Annotated in this window: 13 protein-coding genes; 5 read left to right on the plus strand and 8 right to left on the minus strand. The window is 70.5% G+C overall.

Going from position 1 to position 19,442, the window contains the following annotated elements:
* Positions 1-8: 8 nt before the first annotated feature.
* The 5 genes from DJ019_RS04700 to DJ019_RS04720 form a co-directional block, all read right to left on the minus strand.
* On the minus strand, positions 9-3,212 hold the full coding sequence (locus tag DJ019_RS04700) for an error-prone DNA polymerase (RefSeq protein WP_111274846.1): 3,204 nt from the start codon (positions 3,210-3,212) through the stop codon (positions 9-11).
* Complete coding sequence (locus DJ019_RS04705; protein ID WP_111274847.1) at positions 3,209-3,613, minus strand: VOC family protein; 405 nt, start codon at positions 3,611-3,613, stop codon at positions 3,209-3,211. Before DJ019_RS04705 ends, DJ019_RS04700 begins: the two co-directional genes overlap by 4 nt.
* A gap of 8 nt (positions 3,614-3,621) precedes the next feature.
* On the minus strand, positions 3,622-5,172 hold the full coding sequence (locus tag DJ019_RS04710) for a DUF6504 family protein (RefSeq protein ID WP_111274848.1): 1,551 nt from the start codon (positions 5,170-5,172) through the stop codon (positions 3,622-3,624).
* A complete protein-coding gene (locus DJ019_RS04715; RefSeq protein ID WP_111274849.1) occupies positions 5,075-5,878 on the minus strand; it encodes an ImuA family protein in 804 nt (267 codons plus the stop codon). Before DJ019_RS04715 ends, DJ019_RS04710 begins: the two co-directional genes overlap by 98 nt.
* A 70-nt stretch (positions 5,879-5,948) precedes the next feature.
* Positions 5,949-8,132, minus strand: coding sequence for a TonB-dependent receptor domain-containing protein (locus tag DJ019_RS04720; protein WP_240606374.1), 2,184 nt, complete (start codon positions 8,130-8,132; stop codon positions 5,949-5,951).
* A 138-nt stretch (positions 8,133-8,270) separates the two neighbouring features.
* On the opposite strand from DJ019_RS04720, the gene DJ019_RS04725 reads away from it, so the two are divergent.
* On the plus strand, positions 8,271-9,800 hold the full coding sequence (locus DJ019_RS04725) for a carboxylesterase/lipase family protein (protein ID WP_165843896.1): 1,530 nt from the start codon (positions 8,271-8,273) through the stop codon (positions 9,798-9,800).
* 42 nt (positions 9,801-9,842) lie between these two features.
* Positions 9,843-10,712 (plus strand): non-homologous end joining protein Ku, encoded by an 870-nt coding sequence (ku, locus tag DJ019_RS04730; protein ID WP_111274851.1) that lies wholly within the window; start codon positions 9,843-9,845, stop codon positions 10,710-10,712.
* Positions 10,713-10,716: 4 nt separating this feature from the next.
* Here ku and glk read toward each other — a convergent pair whose 3' ends face one another.
* From glk to pgl, 3 genes are read right to left on the minus strand one after another with little or no spacing between them, the layout of a single operon-like run.
* A complete protein-coding gene (gene glk / locus DJ019_RS04735; RefSeq protein WP_111274852.1) occupies positions 10,717-11,688 on the minus strand; it encodes a glucokinase in 972 nt (323 codons plus the stop codon).
* On the minus strand, positions 11,688-13,499 hold the full coding sequence (gene edd / locus DJ019_RS04740) for a phosphogluconate dehydratase (RefSeq protein WP_111274853.1): 1,812 nt from the start codon (positions 13,497-13,499) through the stop codon (positions 11,688-11,690). The genes glk and edd overlap by 1 nt, the downstream gene beginning before the upstream one ends.
* A gap of 4 nt (positions 13,500-13,503) precedes the next feature.
* Positions 13,504-14,166, minus strand: coding sequence for a 6-phosphogluconolactonase (gene pgl, locus DJ019_RS04745; RefSeq protein ID WP_111274854.1), 663 nt, complete (start codon positions 14,164-14,166; stop codon positions 13,504-13,506).
* Between the two features lie 148 nt (positions 14,167-14,314).
* Here pgl and DJ019_RS04750 point away from each other — a divergent pair, with 148 nt between their 5' ends.
* The 3 genes from DJ019_RS04750 to DJ019_RS04760 are packed head-to-tail and all read left to right on the plus strand — an operon-like array spanning position 14,315 to position 19,440.
* A complete protein-coding gene (locus tag DJ019_RS04750; protein WP_111275472.1) occupies positions 14,315-15,364 on the plus strand; it encodes a glycosyltransferase family 4 protein in 1,050 nt (349 codons plus the stop codon).
* 13 nt (positions 15,365-15,377) lie between these two features.
* Positions 15,378-17,531 carry an amylo-alpha-1,6-glucosidase gene (locus DJ019_RS04755; protein WP_111274855.1) on the plus strand — a complete coding sequence of 718 codons (2,154 nt, stop codon included), beginning with the start codon at positions 15,378-15,380 and terminating at the stop codon, positions 17,529-17,531.
* Between the two features lie 16 nt (positions 17,532-17,547).
* Positions 17,548-19,440: a glycoside hydrolase family 15 protein gene (locus DJ019_RS04760; protein WP_111274856.1), complete on the plus strand. Its 1,893-nt coding sequence runs from the start codon at positions 17,548-17,550 to the stop codon at positions 19,438-19,440.
* The last annotated feature ends 2 nt before the right edge of the window (positions 19,441-19,442 follow it).

The raw sequence follows: 19,442 nt of genomic DNA on the forward strand, positions 1-19,442 counted from the left end.
CAAGCTCCTCAGTGGAAATCCCGGCTGCGGATGAGGCGGCCGGTCACCCGGTTGTGCGCCGCCACTGGAGCCTCGTCTTCGCGCAGTTCGGACAGCCGGTGCGACAGGTCGGTGAAGCGTTCGGCCACCACATGGATCACCTCGCCCTCCTTCTGCACCTGGCCGTGGACGACCAGGAACGAGGCGCCCATCACCAGCCGCCGGTTGGCCTCGAAGGCATCGCGCCAGACGACGAGGTTGGCGATACCGGTCTCGTCCTCCAGGGTCAGGAACACCACCCCCTTGGCGGTGCCCGGCCGCTGGCGGACCAGCACCAGCCCGCCCACGGAGAGGCGGCGGCGATCGCGCGCCGTCTTCAGCGCCGCGCAGGGGACCGCGCCCATCCGCGCCAGGTCTTCCCGGAAGAAATCCATGGGATGAGCCTTCAGTGACAGGCTGGTGGTCCGGTAGTCCTCGGCCACGCCTTGCGAGGCGGTCATGAATGGCAGCGGGACCTGGGTCTCCTTCAGGTTCTGCCGGAGCAGCAGGGGCGCGTTCCGCTCGGCGTCCCATTCGCCGGCCAGCCCTTTCACCGCCCACAGCGCCTCGCGCCGCGAAAGGCCCAGGCTGCGGAAGGCGTCGGCCTCGGCCAGGAGCTCCAGCGACCGGCGCGACAGCCGGCCCCGGCGGGCGAAGTCCTCGACGCTGCGCGCCCCCATCTCGCGCGCCTTCACCAGCGCCTCGCCGTCCGCCTGCTTCAGGCCCTTGATCTGCCGCAGGCCCAGGCGGACGGGCCGCAGCCGCTCCCGCGGATCGTCCTTTTCCTCGAGCGTGCAGTCCCAGTCGCTGAACATCACGTCGGGCGGCCGGACCTCCACTCCGTGCTCGCGCGCGTCCCGGACCAGCTGGGCGGGCTGGTAGAAGCCCATCGGCTGGCTGTTGAGCAGGCCCACACAGAAGGCGTCGGGGTGATGCTTCTTCACCCAGGCCGAGGCGTAGACCAGCAGGGCGAAGCTGATGGCGTGGCTCTCGGGGAAGCCGTACGAGCCGAAGCCCTCGATCTGCTTGAAGCACCGTTCGGCGAAGTCGCGGTCGTAGCCGCGCCGCACCATCCCCTCCACGAACTTCACGCCGTATTCGCCCACCGTGCCAAGGTTGCGGAAGGTGGCCATGGAGCGCCGCAGGCCGTCGGCGTCGTCGTCCGAGAACTCGGCGCCCACGATGGCCACCCGCATGGCCTGTTCCTGGAACAGCGGCACGCCCAGGGTCTTGCCCAGGATCGACTTCATCTCGTCCTGCGGGAAATCGGGGCCCGGCTTGGGGTAGGTCACCGGCTCGATCCCGTCGCGGCGCTTCAGGTAGGGGTGGACCATGTCGCCCTGGATCGGGCCCGGCCGCACGATCGCCACCTCGATGACCAGGTCATAGAACTTCCGCGGCTTCAGCCGGGGCAGCATCGACATCTGCGCCCGACTCTCCACCTGGAACACGCCGACGGAGTCGGCGTGGCAGAGCATCTCGTAGACCTCCGGGTCCTCCTGGGGCAGGTCGGCGATGTCGACGACCCGCCGGCCAGCGATCGGCGGCAAGAGGGCGAAGCTCTTGCGCAGGGCGCTCAGCATGCCCAGCGCCAGCACGTCGACCTTCATCAGTCCCAGGGCATCGATGTCGTCCTTGTCCCACTCGATAAAGGTGCGCTCGGCCATGGCCGCGTTGCCGATGGGGACGGTCTCGTCCAGGCGACGCTTGGTCAGCACATAGCCGCCCACGTGCTGCGACAGGTGGCGCGGGAAGCCCAGCAGCTCCTGCGCCAGGGCCGTGGCCCGGCGGATCTCCGGCGCGGTGGGATCGAGGCCGCACTGGCGTATGTGCTCGTCCGGCACGCCGTCGCCGTAACTGCCCCAGACCGTGCCGGCCAAGGCGGCGGTGATGTCCTCGGTCAGGCCCAGCGCCTTGCCCACCTGGCGGATCGCCATGCGCGGCCGATAGTGGATCACCGTCGCCACGATCGCCGCCCGCTCCCGGCCATAGCGGCGGTAGACGTACTGCATCACCTCCTCGCGCCGCTCGTGCTCGAAGTCGACGTCGATGTCGGGCGGCTCGCCGCGTTTCTCCGAGATGAACCGCGAGAACAGCAGGTCCTGGTCCGGCTTGGTGGGGTCCACCGCCGTGATCCCCAGGCAGAAGCAGACGCAGGAGTTGGCCGCCGAGCCGCGCCCCTGGCAGAGAATTTTCTGCTCCCGCGCCCAATGGACGATGTCGTGGACGGTGAGGAAGTAGTTCGGGAAATCCAGCTTCTCGATCAGGTCCAGCTCGTGGGCGACCAGCCCGCGGACCTTCTCGGGCACGCCGTTCGGATAGCGCCACTCCGCGCCGGCCCAGGTCAGGTCCCGCAGGTGCTGGATGGCGGTCTTGCCCGGTGGCACGGGCTCGTCGGGGTATTCGTAGCGGAGCTGGCCCAGGTCGAAGTCGATCCGCCCGGCGATCTCGGCGCCCCGTTCCACCGCGCCCGGGAACCTCGCGAACAGGCGGGCCATCTCGGCCGGGGACTTCAGGTGGCGTTCGGCGTTGGCCGCGAGGCGCAGGCCCGCCTCGTGGATTGTGCAGCCTTCGCGGATGCAGGTCAGCACGTCCTGCAGCGGCCGGCGTTCGGGGCCGTGGTAGAGCACGTCGTTCACCGCGGTCAGCGGCGCGCCCGACGCCTGCGCCAGGGCCGCGAGGCGCGAGAGCCGGTCGAGGTCGCGGGGGCCATAGCGCCGCGCCGCCGCCAGCCAGACATCTGGCAATTCCCGCGCGATCCGGGCCAAGTCGGCCTCAAAGCCTGCGTCCAGTCGCTCGGGCGGGACCACCAGCACGAGCTGTCCCTCGGCGTGGTCCAGGTAGTCGCGCCAGCGCAGCTCGCAGCCGCCCTTCTCCGCCCGTCTTTGGCCCAGGGTCAGAAGTCGCGTCAGCCGCCCATAGGCCTCCCGGTCGGACGGATAGACCAGCAGGCTGGGCGTGCCGTCAGCGAAGTCCAGGCGGCAGCCGGTCAGCGCCCGCACGATCACGCCCTGGTCTTCCAGGTCGCGCATCTGCCGCCAGGCGCGCACCGCCCCGGCCAGGCTGTTGCGGTCGCAGATCCCGATCGCCTCCAGCCCCAGCGCCGCCGCGCCGGTCACCAGCTCGTGGGGGTGCGAGGCGCCCTGCAGGAACGAGAAGTTCGAGGCCGCCTGCAGCTCGGCGTACCGGGTCACGTGAGGTCCGTGAACGGGTTCCAGGCCACCTCCCAGAGATTGCCTTCGGGATCGGCGAAATAGCCGGAATAGCCGCCCCAGAAGACGTCCTGCGGCTGCTTCGTCGCCGTGGCGCCGGCAGCCAGGGCCTGGGCGAAGACGCGGTCCACTTCCTCCTTCGACGGGGCGTTGTGCGAAAGGACAACCCCCTGGAAGCCGGAGCCTCCGGCCGTCACCTGGGCGTCCTCGGCCTGGGCCTCGCGCGGGAAGAGGCCAAGCCAGGTCCCTTCCAGGGCGAACATCACCATGTCGTCGCCGGGCGTGTAGTTGTGCGTCGGGAAGCCGAGGCCGTCGCGATAGAAGGCGATCATCCGAGGCAGGTCGCGGGCGCCCAGGGTGATCAGGCTGATCTTGGGTTTCATCTGAACTCCTATCCGAACAGGCCGTGCAGCCACCATTTCGGCGGGGCTGCGGGATCGCCGTAGAGGCCGGCGCGGAAAACCCAGAACCGCGCGCCGTCCTGGTCCTCCACCCGGTAGTAGTCGCGCACATGGACGACCGAGACCTCCTCGATCCCGCGCCGCCACCATTCCTCGCCGATCCGTTCGGGCCCCTCGGCCCGGCGCACCTGGTGTGTCCGGCCCCGCCAGCGGAACTGGCGGGGCGGGTCGTCGGGGGTGAGGGCCATCACCTGCTCCAGCGGTTCCGGCCGGCGGAACAGGCGTACGGGCCGCGGCGCTTCGGGATTCCAGGTCCGGGCCTCCTCCTTCGACCCGCCCAGCGGAGGTTCGGCGCGGACCGAGCGCTCGGGCACATGGCTTTCGACGGGGACGGCGCGCCAGACCCGGGTCGGTCCCAGGCGGTTGGCCAACCGGTCGACCAGGGCCGCCAGCCCCTCCTCGGCCGCCGCCGCGTCGCCCCCGGCGATCCGCCCCTGGCGGCCCGAGACCGCCTCCACCGCATAGGCGGCGATGGTCACCGACTCGACGCCGAAGCCGGGATCGACGGTCTCCAGCTTCGGCTGGAACAGACGCGCGATGCGACGGGCCTCGCGCCCGGCCAGCGACAGGCCGACCGCCAGGCTGGGCGCCTTGCCGTCCACCCGGTGGAAGGCGATCTCGAACCGCCGCGCCCCCCGACCCTCGGCCTCCAGGCGGGCGCAGAGTTTAGCCACCACGTCCTCGGTGACCCGCGCCATGTCCTCGGGCGCGCTGATCGGCTCGAAGAAGGCGAGGCGCGCGACGTAGGGCGTCGGCGGGCGGCGGAAGGCCAGGGCCTCGGGCATGCGGCCCAGGGCCTGGTCCAGCCGCATGAGCGTCGCCGCTCCGAACCGCCGGCCCAGGGGCGCGCGGGGGATATCCATGAGCTGCTCCAGCCGGCGCAGGCCCAGCCGCTCGATCTGGGCGGCGGCGTCGGGGTCCAACCGCAGGGCGGCCGGCGGCAGGGGCTTCAGCAGGGCGGCCTGCCCGTTCGGCGGAGCGATGGTCCCGTCCCGCCCATGGTGCGCCAGGGCCCAGGCGGCGCCCGGCGTGTCGGCGATCGTCAGGCGGAACAGCAGGCCATTGGCGAGGAGCCGCACGCGCAGGTCGGCCATAAGTTCGGCCTCGCCGCCCCACAGGTGCGCCACGCCGCTGATGTCGAGGAAGAGGCCATCGGGCGGGTCCGCCGCCACCGCCGGGGAGAAGCGCACGCACCAGTGGACCAGCTCGGTCAACGCCGCCGCGTCCGCCTCGGGTTCGGCGTCGGCGGTCGCCAGCTCCGGAACCAGGGCCGCGGCGTCGGTCGCCTTCTGCCCGACCCGAAGCCCCAGACGCGCCGCCTCCGGGCTCACCGCTGACAGCCGCCGGACCTGGCGCACCGTTTCGATCAGGGCGAACGGGGCCTCAGGCGGCGTGTCGGTCTGGGGCCCGTTCGCGTTCGCTCGCCGGCGCCAGTTCGCGATCGCCCACAGGGGCGACCAGGCGCAGAGGATGCGCGACATCGCCTGCCTCCCATGAATAGGCCCCCTGGGCCTCCAGGATCCATGCGCCGGGCCGCCCGCCCCGACAGCGTTCCAGCGCCACCTCGAACCGGGGCGCGCCCAGGCCGAACGTCCCCTCTGCCGGCTCGGACGGCGCCGAGGCCACGCGCCAGCGGGTGGCGGCCACCGACCCCGCGGCCTCCTTGCGGCCCGCCCCGCCATAGGGCCGCCGCTTCAGCACGAAGGCCGTGCCGCCGTGCCGCTCGCAAGCCAGCTGCAGCCGCCGGCCGGCGGTGAGGTCCACCGCCTCCACCTCGCCGAACACCGCCGAGACGCCGACCGTCCCCAGGGCGTCCTCCATCACCGACAGCGCCTCGGCCTCGTCGCGGGCGCAGACCTGGATCAGGCGTCCTGACGGAAAGCCAAGGCCGGCGAGCCCCGGCGCCCACAGGTCGTCCCGCCGCAACACCCAGACCGCCTCGCCCCGCCGGGCCAGCGGCGCCGCCGCCAGCGCCGCGAAGGCCGCCGGCGCAGCCGAGGTCTCGGCCTCGATCCCGCCCGCCGTCACCTCATGCCAGCGCCCCAGTGGCAGGCCGCCGCCGGGCAGCCGCGCGTCGATCTCGGCGCTGCCGAACGGCAGCACGCCAGCCTCCGCCCGCCCCGCACTCTCAAGGGCGGCGATCTTCGCCCGCATGACGGCGAGCCGCCTGCCGCGAAAATCGGACATGGCTTTGGGACTCCTTTTGTTCCAGTTTTGTTCTGGAACTCCCGAGCCCTGGAGTCAAGGCCGGGAATCGCTATCCGGGCGGGCCGCCGCCACCGCCGAAGTCGAAGCCCGGGTCGCGCGCCTTGCCGCCGCCGAAGGTATAGGTGAAGCCGACGAAGACGCCGCGATGCCGCGCCTTGTAATGCTCCACATCCCTGAACGCGGGCGTGTCGATGATCCGCTTGAACTCCAGCGTGCCGAGCAGGTCCTGGGCGGTGACCAGGAAGGACAGCTGGTCGCTCACCTTGCGCCGATAGCCCAGGTTCAGCGCACCCTGCGGCTGCACATAGCCCTGCGGCGTCAGGCGCTTGCCGTTCAGGAAGCCGTTCACCTGCAGGAAGTCCCTGTCGGTGACCTGCCAGCTCAGGTTCGCCCGACCCGAGGCCGTGAAGGCGTCGCGCTGGCGGCTGCCGAAGCCCAGGCCCGCCGCGTCGATCTGGGTCCAGCCGACGTTGCCGCTGATGTTGTACGAGAGCTGCGGGAAGAGCTTGCCGTTGGCGACCACCTCCGCCCCTGCGCTGCGGCTTTCGCCAATATTGGCCTGGGTGACAAGGAACACCCCGTCGCCGATGTCGCGGGTGACATTGTTCACCGCGTCCCGGATGTCCCGATAATAGAAGGTGGCCTGATAGATCGCCCCGTTCTTCCGGTACTGATAGCCCAGCTCGAAGGAGTCGGTCTGCTGCGGCTTCAGGTCGGGGTTGCCGGACGAGAAGTTCTGCTGATCCTGGTAGCGGCGGAAGGGGTTGTAGTCCGTCGGCTGGGGCCGCTGGATCCGGCGACTGTAGCTGGCGGTCAGCTTCTGCGCCTCGGTGAGCTCGTAGTTCAGGTGCAGTGACGGATAGACGCTGACGTCGTCGTTCCTGGCCGTGATCGCCTGGGTCACACTGTTGATGTCGATGGTCACCGCCTCGAGCCGCAGGCCGGCCAGGGCTGTCAGCTTGCCGAACGGGCGCTCGTAGGTGCCGTACAGCGCGTGGACCTGCTGGTCGAACCTGTAGCTGTTTGACAGTTGAGCGTTGGGGGTCGCCGTCGCTTCGTTCGGGCCCCGGACGCCCAGGGTGTCGTAGTCGTTGTCGTCGGCGTCGAGGCTGTAGCCCAGCTTGAGCTTATGCCCCTCACCCATGGGCCGCGTGTATTCGACCTTGGCCGTGGTCTTCCAGAACAGGTTCACCTGGTCCTGGGCCTCGTAGAACCCTGGGCCGGCCGGGATCCGGTCGACATAGGCGGAGTCCCGCTCAAAGGCCGTCCTGTTGCGCTCGCGGCCGAGGTCGATGTCGAGCTGGTGGTCGTCGCCGAAGACGTGGCGGTAGCGCAGGGTCCCGGCCAGGGTCGGCCGCTCCTGGCTGGCGCTGCCCAACCGGTCGTAGCCGCGCGTCACGATCCCGGCGCCCGAGACCTGGTCGAAAGCCTCGAAGCTGCGGTCGGCGAAGTCGACGTTGGTGTAGCGCAGCTCCAGCGAGACCCGGTCGTCGTCGGTGATGTCGTAGTCCAGGCCCCCGCGGAGGTTCTGCACGTTCACCCGCCCCCGGCCCGTGCCCTGCTGCAGGCTGCGGATCGTCCCGCCCGCCGGGTCCGTCGCCTCCCGCTCGCGCGTATAGGTCTGCTTGATGGAGTCGTGGCGCAGGCTGGCGTCGCCCGACAGGGTCAGCTTGCCATCGCGGTACGAGGCGCTGACGCCGCCGTTCTGGCGCCCTTGCGAGCCGACGTTGGCCCGCACCGAGCCGTTCGCGCCGGCCTTTCGGGTCTTCTTGGTCACCAGGTTGATGATCCCGCCGCTGCCGTTGGGGTCGAAGGCGGCCGAGGGGTTGGTGATCACCTCCACGCGGTCGATCTGGTCCGCAGGCAGGTTCTGCAGCGCCTGGGCGCGGGTGTCCCCCTGGAACATGCCCGAGGGCTTGCCGTCGATCAGGATGGTGACGTTGGTGTCGCCGCGCAGCGCCACATTGCCCTGCACGTCCACCTCCAGCGACGGCACATTGCGCAGGGCGTCGCTGATCGAGCCGGCGCTGGTCTGCAGATCGTTGGCGACGCTGTAGCTCTGGCGGTCGATGGAGGTCCGCACCGGCGGCGGCGCTCCCTCGATTCTCACTTCACCCACGGTGGGCGGCGCGGCTTGCCCCTTGGCGGCAGGCGCGGCCGACGGCTGGGCCATGGCGCAGGTCGCGGAGATCGCCGTGGCCGCGGTCGCCAGCCAGATGGTACGCTTGAGCAAAGAACGATCCCCAAATCAGTTCTTGGATTACATTTGTAAATATCAACTATTGGGCGCAGCGGAAGCCGTCAAGCGTCATAGTTGAGAAGCGCGAAAAGGGCCGGCAATCCCGGCCGAAACATGGCGGAGGCATCGGGAATGCGACGGACGGCGGTTTGGGCGCGATGGAGCTTGGGCCTATCGGCGCTGTTGCTGTCGGCCGGCGCCGCGCTCGCCCAGGCGCCGGTCACCGTGAGGGTCGAGACAGGCCTGCTCGCCGGCGAGGCCACGGACCGCGCGAATATCTTCCGCAACATCCCGTTCGCGGCCGCACCAGTCGGCGATCTGCGCTGGGCGCCGCCGAGGCCGGCGCCGAAGTGGGCCGGCGCGCGCGACGCCACCAAGGCCGGCCCGTCCTGCCCGCAGGTGATGAACGCCGACGGCTCGCCCAACCTCGGCAGCGCGAACGGCCCGACGTCCGAGGATTGCCTGCAGCTCAACGTCTTCGCGCCCAAGGGAGCCAAGGCCGCGCCGGTCATGGTCTGGCTGCACGGCGGCGGACACCGCACCGGCGCAGGCTGGATCTACGACGGCCAGAACTTCGCGCGGGACGGGGTGGTGCTGGTGGCGATCAACTACCGCCTGGGCGCCCTGGGCTACTTCGCCCATCCGGCCCTGACAAAGGCCGCGGGCCGCGAGCCCACGGGCAACTTCGGCCTGATGGACCAGATCGCGGCGCTGAAGTGGGTGCAGCGGAATATCCGCGCCTTCGGCGGCGATCCGAAGAATGTCACCGTCTTCGGCGAGAGCGCGGGCGGCGTCAGCACCCTGGCGCTGCTGGCGACCCCGGCCGCCAAGGGCCTCTACCACAAGGCCATCGTCCAGAGTGGCGTCGGCTGGTTCGAGCCCGTGAGACTGGCGCAGAAGGAGACCCAGGGCCTCGCGGCGTTGGAGAAGGCCGGCGTCGCCCGCTCCGCCACGGCCGCGGATCTGCGCGCTCTGCCGGTCGAGACGCTGGTCGGGCTGGAAGGCGAGCCGCAGCCCTTCGTCGACGGCCGGCTGATGAAGCAGACCGCCACCCAGGCCCTGGCCCGCGGCGCCTTCGCCGACGTGCCGCTGATCATCGGGGCCAACTCGGGCGAGGATTCGCTGCTGGGCTTCCGGCCGCTGGGCGCCCAGGCCGCCGCCCTCGTGCCGCCGGCGGTGAAACCGTACTACGCCGATGAGGCCGCGAAGGGCGACGACACCCTGGCCCGCGCCGTCTTCACCGACCGCGTCTTCGTCGCTCCCGCCCGCTGGGTCGCGGCGGCCGCATCCGGCGGCAAGCCGGCCTGGCTCTATCATTTCTCCTACGTCGGCTCCCGGTTCCGGCCGATGCTGACCCGCGCCGCCCATGCAGCCGAGATCCAGTACGTGTTCGAATACTGGGGTCGCCGCACGCCAATCAGCGCGGTCAGCGCCGACGACAGGGCGATGGCGGGCCTGATGCACGCCTGCTGGGTCGCCTTCGCCAAGGCCGGGGCGCCGACCTGCGGGACGGAAGCCTGGCCGGCCTACGATCCCAAGGCCGATATCCTCATGGAGTTCGGCTCGCCCGGCGGCCTCCGCGCCAACTTCCGCAAACCCCAGCTCGACGCCCAGCAGGCTCAGGCCCTGCCGACGCTTGGCCTGGAAAAGACTCCGAACTGACTCGGCCGTGGGGCGTTCGAGTCCGGAATCCGGAGTCTCCCCATGGCTACTCGTCCGACCTGGCAGGGCTATCTGCGCCTCTCGCTCGTGAGCTGCCCCGTGGCGCTCTACACCGCCACCTCGCGCACCAGCGACGTCAGCTTCAACATGCTCCACAAGGAGACGATGAACCGGATCCGCATGATCCCCACGGATCCGGAGACCGGCCCCGTCGACCGCGCCGACATCGTCAAGGGCTACGAGATCGAGAAGGGCCACTACGTCGTCGTCACGGACGAGGAGATCAAGAACGTCCGGCTGGAGACGACCCGCACCCTGGACATCGAACGGTTCGTGGACGAGGCCGACATCGACCGCCTCTACTGGAACGACCCCTACTACCTTGCGCCTGACGGCGACATGGCGGTGGAAGCCTTCACGGTCATCCGCCAGGCGATGGAGAAGGCCGGCAAGGTCGCCCTCGGCCGCCTGGTGATGCACCAGCGCGAACGGCTGATGGCGCTGGAGCCGCGCGACCGGGGCATCGTGGCCTACACCCTGCGCTCCAACCGCGAGGTGCGCGACGCGGGCGAGGTGTTCGACAGCATCCCGGCCCACAAGCCTCCGGCCGCCATGGTCGACATCGCCGCCAGGATCATCGAGCAGCAGGAAGGCCCCTTCGACCCCAGCCAGTTCAACGACCGCTACGAGGACGCCCTGCGCGCGCTGATCCGCGAGAAGGAGAAGGGCCACGGCGTCAAGAAGGTCGAGGAGCCTCGCGAAGCCGAGGTCATCGATCTGATGGAGGCCCTGAAGCGCAGCCTCGGCGGTGGCGAGCGACGCCGGGCGGCCGCGCGGACATCCACCCGCGCGGCGAGGCCCGCCGCGAAGAAGCCCGCCGGCAGGAAGGCGCCGACGAAGAAGCGCGCGTGAACGCCTACAGCCGTCCCATCTGCTCCAGCAGGCGGGCCCCGCCGACGATGGCCGGATAGGGATGCGCCACGAGGAAGGTCGGGATCGTCTGCACGTAGTCGCTGAGGCGTCCCTTGGCCTCGAAGCGGGCGCGGAAGGGCCCGGCGGCGAGGCGCTCGGCGATACGCGGCGCGATGCCGCCCGACACGTAGACGCCGCCGCGCGCGCCATAGGTCAGGGCCAGGTCGCCCGCCACCGAACCCAGGATGGCCCCGAACCGGTCCAGGGTCGCGGCCGCCAACGGGTCGCCCACCAAGCCTTCCTTGGTGACTGCCATCTCGTCGGCCAGTTCCGGCGCCTTGCCCGCCTGCTCGGCGAGGCAGACGTAGAGGTCGTATAGCCCCTGCCCGGACAGGAGCCGTTCGATCGATACGCGGCCGTAACGCTCGCGCAGGCGCGCCCAGACCGCGACCTCCACCTCGTCGGTGGGCGCGAAGGCGGCGTGGCCGCCCTCGGCCGAGATCGGGACGTCCCCGCGGGGGCTGCGCGCCAGGGCGGCGACGCCGAAGCCGGTGCCAGCCCCCAGGGCCACGATCGGGCAGTCATGGGCGCCCCGCCCAAGGTTCGGTCCCAGCGCCCGCAGGTCCGCGCCGTCGAACAGGGGGCATGCCACGGCCTGCGCGGCGAAATCATTGATCAGCCGCACGGCCTCGAAGCCGAACTCCGAGATCAGGTCGCCCTCCGAGACGCGCCAGTCCAGGTTGGTGAACTCAATCTCCCCGTCGACCACCGGCCCCGCGACCGCGATGACCGCGCGGGGCGGCCGCTTCCGGCCCATGGTGGCCTGAAGGTACTCGGCGATGACGGCCGCCAGGCTGGGGTAGTCACGGCTGGAGAACGACCGGGGGTGACGGATATGTCCCTGCGGGTCGACCAGGGCGAGCCGGGCGTTGGTGCCCCCCACGTCGCCGACGAGACCTGTCCACTGGATGCCCATCAGGCCACCTCGAACAGCGAGCAGGCGCCTGCGTCGGCCGGGCCTGCGGCCCGCCGCATCCAGCCGAACAGCTCGCGGCCATACCCGGGCGTGGACGCTGGACGGGCGGCTCGGGGCCGAGCCATCAGCTCGCGCGGGTCGACCCGGATGTCGAGCGTCCCGGCCTCGGCGTCGAGTCGGATGACATCGCCGTCGCGGACATAGGCCAGCGGGCCGCCGACCGCGGCCTCGGCCGTCATGTGGATGGCGGCGGGCACCTTGCCGCTGGCGCCCGACATCCGGCCGTCGGTCACGAGGGCGACCTTGAAGCCCTTGTCCTGCTGGACGCCCAGGGCGGGGGTCAGGGAGTGGAGCTCGGGCATGCCGTTGGCCTGCGGCCCCTGGAACCGGACCACGGCGACGAAGTCGCGGTTCAGTTCGCCGCGCTTGTGGGCCGCCAGCAGCTCGTCCTGATCATCGAAGACCAGCGCGGGCGCCTCGACGATGCGGTGCTCGGGCTTCACGGCCGAAGTCTTGATGACGCCGCGTCCCAGCGGTCCAGAGAGCATCCGTATGCCACCTTCGGCCTGAAACGGATCGTCCACCGGGCGCAGGATCTCGCGGTCCAGGCTGGCCGCCGGCCCCTCGCGCCAGACGAGACGGTCGCCGTCGAGGAAGGGCTCCTGCTGGTAGCGGCGCAGGCCCGTTCCGGCGACCGTCTGCACATCGGCATGGGCGAGGCCCGCGTCGAGGAGCTGGCGGGTGACGAAGGCCATGCCGCCCGCCGCGTGGAAAGCGTTCACGTCCTCCGAGCCGTTCGGATAGACTCGCGCGATCAGCGGCGTGACGCGGCTGAGATCGTTGAAGTCCTCCCAGGTCACGAGCACGCCGGCGGCGCGGGCCATGGCCAGGATGTGCAGGGTGTGGTTCGTCGAGCCGCCGGTGGCCAGCAGGCCGGCCATGGCGTTCACCAGGCTCTTCTCGTCGATCACCGCCGCGAAGGGGGCGTAGTCGTTCCCACCGTCGCGAATCTCGATGGCGCGCTTGGCCGCGGCGGCGGTGAGGGCGTCGCGCAGGGGCGTGTTGGGCGAGACGAAGGCCGCGCCGGGCAGGTGCAGGCCGGTCATCTCCATCATCATCTGGTTGGAATTGGCGGTGCCGTAGAAGGTGCAGGTGCCCGGCCCGTGGTAGCTCTTCATCTCGCTGTCGAGCAGCTCCTCGCGGGTAACCTTGCCCTCGGCGTAGAGAGCGCGGGTGCGGGCCTTCTCGGCGTTGGAGATCCCCGAGGTCATCGGGCCGCCTGGGACGAAGATGGTCGGCAGGTGCCCGAAGGCGGCCGCGCCGATGAAGAGCCCCGGCACGATCTTGTCGCAGATGCCCAGCATCAGGGCCGCGTCGAAGGCGTCATGGGTCAGGGCGATGGCCGTGCTCATCGCGATCACGTCGCGGGAGAACAGCGACAGCTCCATCCCGGGTCGCCCTTGCGTGACGCCGTCGCACATCGCCGGCACGCCGCCGGCGTACTGAGCTGTGCCGCCGACCTCGCGCGCGGCCTTGCGCAGGATGTCCGGGAACCGCTCGTACGGCTGGTGGGCCGAGAGCATGTCGTTGTAGGCCGAGACGATCGCGACGTTGGGGGCGGTCGGGTCCCGCATCCGCTGCTTGTCGCCGTCGGGCTGGGCCGCGAAGGCATGGGCCCAGTTGGCGCAGGACAGCTTGCCGCGCCCTGGACCTGCTTGGCGCGCGGACTCCATCCGGGCCAGGTAGTCGGCGCGCGCCTCACGGCTTCGCTCCACGATCCGCTGGGTGACCTCGGCGGTGACGGGATGCATCGGATCAACCTCCGTCCGGCGTCCAGAGAATCCGGACCGGAACCTTCGACTGCCCGAGCAGCCGGGCGACGGGAAGGTCCGCGCCCGCCAGCGCCTGCTCGATGACCGCGCGCTTAGCCTCCCCGGCGATCAGAAGGAAGATGGCGCGCGCATCGAGCAACGCCCGGAGCGTCAGGGTGATCCGCGCGACAGGCGGCTTGCCGAGGCCGGCCGGAACGGACCGGAGCATGTCCTTGGTGGCGAGGCCGTCCTGCAGGCCGGGATCGCCGGGGATCAGGGAGGCGATGTGTCCATCCTCGCCCATCCCCAGCATCACCGCGTCGAAGGGCGCGAGGGCGGTCAGCGCCTCGACCGCCGGCGGGGGCCACAGCGGCAGAAGGTGAGCCTTGGCGGCGCGCGCCTGGAACAGCCGTTCGCGCACCTGCCGGGCGTTGGAGGCTGGATCGGCCTCATCCACGCAACGCTCGTCCGACAGGGTGACCACGACCCGGGACCAGTCGACTGCGTCCGAGGCGGCCAACCGGTCGAAGACGGGGCCCGGCGAGCGCCCGCCCGTCGCCACCAGCGCCGCGCGGCCGCGCATCCTCAGCGCTTCCGCGAGCTGCGCTACGATCCCATGGGCGGCCGCGTCGGCCAGGGCGCCGGCGTTGGGGTAGGTCTCGATCATGCCGCCTTCCTAACGCACGCGAAGCCGGCAGGGCGCCGGGGAAGCTCACTTTTCGCCGTGACGCATGGAACCTGCGCGCCGCCCGGACGTCCTAGCCATGGATGTCAGGGCCGCTGCGATCCTCCTGGACAGCGGCGAGGAGTTCCCGATGCGTATCGCTCAGGTCGCGCCGCTGTACGAAGCCGTGCCGCCGCGCCTCTACGGCGGGACCGAGCGGGTGGTGGCCCACCTGACGGACGCCCTCGTCGCCCTGGGTCACGACGTCACCCTCTTCAGCAGCGCCGACGCCCGGACGACGGCGCGACTGGCGGCCGTCCGCGATCAGGCGATCCGGCTGGACCCGGCTCCGCTCAAGTCGGATCTCGCGGCCCACCTGACCCTGCTCGCCGAAGTCCGCGCGCGCGCCGACGCGTTCGACGTGATCCACTTCCACACGGACATGCTCCAGTTCCCGATGTTCGAGACGATGGCCGGGCAGACGCTGACCACCCTGCACGGGCGCCTGGACCTGAAGGACCTGCCGGACGTCTATGCGCGCTGGCCGCAGTTTCCGCTGGTCTCGATCAGTGACGACCAGCGGCGGCCGCTGCCCTTCGCGAACTGGGCGGCGACGGTGCACCATGGTTTGCCTACCGATCTCTACGGCTACAGCGCGGCCGGCCAGGGCTATCTCGCCTTTCTGGGACGGATCTCGCCCGAGAAGCGCCCCGACCGCGCGATCGCGATCGCCAAGGCGGTCGGCCGGCCGCTGCGCATCGCCGCCAAGGTCGACAACGCAGACCGGGCCTATTTCGAGGACCGGATCGCTCCGCTGCTGGACCACCCCCTGGTGCGCTACATCGGCGAAATCGGCGACGTCGAGAAATCGGTCTTCCTCGGCGGCGCCGACGCGCTGCTGTTCCCCATCGACTGGCCCGAGCCCTTCGGCCTGGTGATGATCGAAGCCATGGCCTGCGGCACGCCCGTGATCGCCTGGGACAATGGTTCCGCGTCCGAGGTGGTCGAGCACGGTCTCACCGGGTTCCTGGTCCGATCCGAAGCCGAGGCTTGCGCGGCCGTGGAACGCCTTCCCGAGCTGGACCGCGCGGCGATCCGCGCCCGCTTCGAGGAACGCTTCTCCGCCTTGGCCATGGCCCGGCGCTACCTGGAGATCTACGATCGCCTCCCCCAGGCCCGCCCCCTGACGGAGGCCGCCTGACGACGAACCCGCGATGAACGACCTGGCGCCGTCCCACACCACCCCTGTCGAATGGGGAGAGATCGAGGAACCACGGGTTCCCCAGCGGCTCTACGCGCTCAAGGACCGGGACACGTTCATCGTCGCCGACAGCCACGGCGACATCGCCGGCGCGGCCGATGGCCTGTTCCACGACGACACCCGCATCCTCTCGCGCTGGGAGGTCACCTTGGCCGACCGATCGCCGACCCTGCTCTCGGGGGCGGTCAGCCAGGACAACGTCTACTTCACCTCCCACGGACTGAACCGGGCGATCCCGGCGCCGGCAGGCCCGGCCGGACCGCCGGGCGTGGTGCACATCGAGCGCAAGCGCTTTCTCTGGGATGAGCGGCTCTACGAGCGCATTCGGCTGACGAACTATGCGTCCGACCCTATCGCCCTGCCGGTGGTGATCAGGTTCGACGCCGACTTCCGCGACATGTTCGAGGTCCGGGGCGCCAGGCGACGCCAGCGCGGCCGGCTGCATCCGCCCGAGGTGGGCGAGCAGGTCGTCCGCTTCGCCTACGACGGCCTCGACGACGTCGGACGGAGCAGCATGGTGGCGTTCTCGGAGCCGCCCACGAAGCTCTCGGCGCGGGAGGCCCTGTTCGAGGTTGCGCTGCCCGTGGACGGACGGCGCGAGGTGTTCGTCGAGGTCGGGGCCGCTCAGGCCGATCCCCCCTGCCGGGCGCGCTTTCGAGCCGCCGCCGCCCGGGCGCGGTTCGCCATGCGGGCGCGTCGACGGCAGGGCGCCAGGATCTCGACGAACGGGCGCCTGTTCAACGCCTGGATCGACAAGTCCAGCGCGGATATCGCCCTACTCACAACGTCTATGCGTACCGGTCCGTATCCCTATGCCGGCATCCCATGGTTCTCGACGGCCTTCGGTCGCGACGGCATCCTGACGGCGTGGCAAATCCTCTGGGTCGACCCCGGCCTCGCACGCGGCGTGCTGTCGTATCTGGCCGATCACCAGGCGCGCGAGAGTTCGGCCTTCCGCGACGCCGATCCCGGCAAGATCATGCATGAGACCCGTCGGGGCGAGATGGCGGCCCTCGGCGAGGTGCCCTTCGGCCGCTACTACGGCGGCGTCGACACCACTCCCCTGTTCGTCGCCCTGGCCGGGGCCTACGCGGAGCGGACCGGCGACTACGACCAGATCGATCGCTGGTGGCCTGCGTTGGAGCGGGCGGCGCGATGGATCGCCGCCAAGGCCGACGAACACCCCCTTGGGCTCGTCTCGTACGCCCGCGCCATGGATGGCGGGCTCGCCAACCAGGGCTGGAAGGACTCTGGCGATTCCATCTTCCACGCCGATGGGCGGTTCCCGGACGGACCCGTCGCCCTGGTCGAGGTCCAGGGCTACGCCTACGCGGCCTACCGCAGCATGGCCGCCCTCACCGCCCGTCGCGGCGACTGCGACGCCGCCGAGTCCTGGAGCGCGCGCGCGGCGGCGATCCGCACTGTGGTGGAGGAACGCTTCTGGATGCCCGAGGAGGAATTCTACGGCATCGCCCTCGATGGCCGGAACGAGCTGTGCCGGGTCGTGGCGTCCAACCCCGGCCACCTGCTCTTCACGGGCCTGCCCCGCGGGGACCGGGCGGCGAAGGTGACGGAGCGGCTGTTCTCGGCGGACTTCCACTCGGGGTGGGGGCTGCGGACGCTGGCGATGGATCAGCCACGGTTCAACCCCATGTCCTATCACAATGGATCTGTCTGGCCGCACGACACGGCGCTGAGCGCGCTGGGGATGTCGTACTACGGCGACCGCGAAGGTGTCGGCAGGCTGGTCTCGGGGCTGTTCGAGGCTGCGACCCAGTTCGAGATGCGGCTGCCCGAGCTGTTCTGCGGTTTCCCCCGGCGAGCTGGCGAGCCCCCCGTGGCCTACCCGGTGGCCTGCCTGCCCCAGGCCTGGGCCGCGGGGTCGGTGTTCATGATGCTTCAGGCCGGACTCGGCCTGTCGATCGATGGCGAGGCGGCCGAGGTGGAGATCCGCGACCCCAGCCTTCCAGCGGGCATCGATCGCCTCAGCGTGATGGGCCTGCAGGTGGGAGACGGATCGATCGACCTCGCCTTCGAGCGGCAGGGCGCGCGCATCGCCGTGCATTCGAACAGCCGCGGGCCCCGCCTGCGGGTCCGCTACACCTAGGCAGGAGAGCCCATCCTTGAATTCCACGGTGGACCTGTTCCCGATCGGCAACTGCGCGGCCAGCGCGCTCATCGACCGGTCGGGGCGGTACGTCTGGGCCTGCGTGCCGCGGGTGGATGGCGACCCCTTCTTCTCGGCCTTGTTGGGCGGAGACCCCGAAGCGCCAAAGGCCCAGGGTCTGTGGGCGATCGAGGTGGAAGGGACGACTGAGATCCTCCAGGCCTACGTCCGCAACACTGCGATCCTGCGCACGGAGATCCGGAACGCCGACGGGACGGCCGTGGAGATCCTCGACTTCTGCCCGCGCTATCGTCACCACGCCCGGCAATACCGTCCGCTCGCCTTCGTGCGGATGGTGCGTCCCCTCGCAGGGGCGCCGCGGATCCGGATCCGGCTGAAACCGACCATGAACTACGGCGAGCGGCCCTGCTACCGAACCGCCGGGTCGAACCATATCCGCTACGTCGGCGAGATCGCGACACTTCGACTGACCACTGATGCGCCGGTGGGCCACATCCTGGACGAGCGCGCCTTCCGCCTGGAAGAGCCGATCGGGCTGTTCCTCGGGCCCGACGAGCCGCTCGACGGCGATGTGCCGAGCGTGACGACCCGCATGCTGCGCGAGACCACCGCGTACTGGCAGGGCTGGGTGCGCACCCTGTCGGTGCCCCTCGAGTGGCAGGCCGCCGTAATCCGGGCGGCCATCACGCTGAAGCTGTGCGCGCACGAGGAGACCGGCGCCATTGTCGCGGCCCTCACGACCTCGATCCCGGAGCATGCGGCCGACGACGGAGCGGGCCGCAACTGGGACTACCGCTACTGTTGGCTGCGCGACGCCTACTATGTGGTCCAGGCGCTGAACCGGCTCGGCGCAGCCGACATGCTGGAGAACTACCTCGGCTACCTGCGCAACCTCGTGGACCAGGCCAACCGGGGCGACATGTCGGCGACCCCGCGCGCGGAACCCCACGCCCAGCCCGAGCTGCCCGGCATCTGCGGCGCGGTCGCGCCGAACGGCAAGGCCGGCCACGTGCAGCCGGTCTACGGGGTGGGCCTTGAGCCGGTGCTCACCGAGTGGATCGCACCGCACCTGCCCGGCTATCGCGGCATCGGGCCCGTTCGGATCGGCAACCAGGCGCATGAACATCTGCAGCATGACGTCTACGGCCAGATCATCCTGTCCACGGTCCAGGCGTTCTTCGACGAGCGATTGCTTCGGCCGGCGACCGTGGAGGACTTCTGCGCCCTGGAGCCGATAGCCGCGCGGGCATTCGAGCTGCACGACCAGCCCGATGCGAGTCTTTGGGAGTTCCGCGGCCGGGAGGCGGTGCACACCTACTCGTCGGTCATGTGCTGGGCCGCCTGCGACCGGCTGGGCAACGCCGCGGCGAAGCTGGGGCTCGCCGACCGCGCCGACTTCTGGAACGCCCGCGCCGCCCAGGTGCGCGCAACCATCGAGGCGCGCGCCTGGAACGAGGCCGAGGGCCGGTTCGCGGCCACCTTCGAGGGCGACGAGCTGGACGCCTCGCTCCTCCAATTGGTCGACGTCCGCTTCGTGCCGCCCGACGACCCGCGGATGCAGGCGACCATGGCGGCCGTGGAGCACGGACTTCGCCGTGGGCCCTACATGCTGCGCTACGCCATCCCCGATGACTTTGGCCTGCCCAAGACGGCGTTCAACTTCTGCACCTTCTGGCTGATCGAGGCGATGCACCTGTCGGGCCGCACAGCCGAGGCGCGGGCGCTGTTCGAGGAGATGCTGGGCCGGCGGACCGCGGCGGGCCTGCTGTCGGAAGACATCGCTCTCGATGGCCAGGAGCTGTGGGGCAATTATCCCCAGACCTACTCCCTCGTCGGCCTGATCAACTGCGCCATGCTGTTGTCCAAGCCCTGGACGAGCGTGCGTTAGCG

Source organism: Phenylobacterium kunshanense, from assembly GCF_003254525.1.
Taxonomy (GTDB): Bacteria; Pseudomonadota; Alphaproteobacteria; order Caulobacterales; family Caulobacteraceae; genus Phenylobacterium; species Phenylobacterium kunshanense.

What these genes read in the sequence shown, in the direction of transcription:
- DJ019_RS04710 (WP_111274848.1), bottom strand. Translation starts at nt 5,172, where the DNA reads ATGTCGCGCATCCTCTGCGCCTGGTCGCCCCTGTGGGCGATCGCGAAC.
- DJ019_RS04750 (WP_111275472.1), top strand. Translation starts at nt 14,315, where the DNA reads ATGCGTATCGCTCAGGTCGCGCCGCTGTACGAAGCCGTGCCGCCGCGC.
- DJ019_RS04725 (WP_165843896.1), top strand. Translation starts at nt 8,271, where the DNA reads ATGCGACGGACGGCGGTTTGGGCGCGATGGAGCTTGGGCCTATCGGCG.
- edd (WP_111274853.1), bottom strand. Translation starts at nt 13,499, where the DNA reads ATGCATCCCGTCACCGCCGAGGTCACCCAGCGGATCGTGGAGCGAAGC.
- DJ019_RS04705 (WP_111274847.1), bottom strand. Translation starts at nt 3,613, where the DNA reads ATGAAACCCAAGATCAGCCTGATCACCCTGGGCGCCCGCGACCTGCCT.
- ku (WP_111274851.1), top strand. Translation starts at nt 9,843, where the DNA reads ATGGCTACTCGTCCGACCTGGCAGGGCTATCTGCGCCTCTCGCTCGTG.
- pgl (WP_111274854.1), bottom strand. Translation starts at nt 14,166, where the DNA reads ATGATCGAGACCTACCCCAACGCCGGCGCCCTGGCCGACGCGGCCGCC.
- DJ019_RS04715 (WP_111274849.1), bottom strand. Translation starts at nt 5,878, where the DNA reads ATGTCCGATTTTCGCGGCAGGCGGCTCGCCGTCATGCGGGCGAAGATC.
- DJ019_RS04755 (WP_111274855.1), top strand. Translation starts at nt 15,378, where the DNA reads ATGAACGACCTGGCGCCGTCCCACACCACCCCTGTCGAATGGGGAGAG.
- glk (WP_111274852.1), bottom strand. Translation starts at nt 11,688, where the DNA reads ATGGGCATCCAGTGGACAGGTCTCGTCGGCGACGTGGGGGGCACCAAC.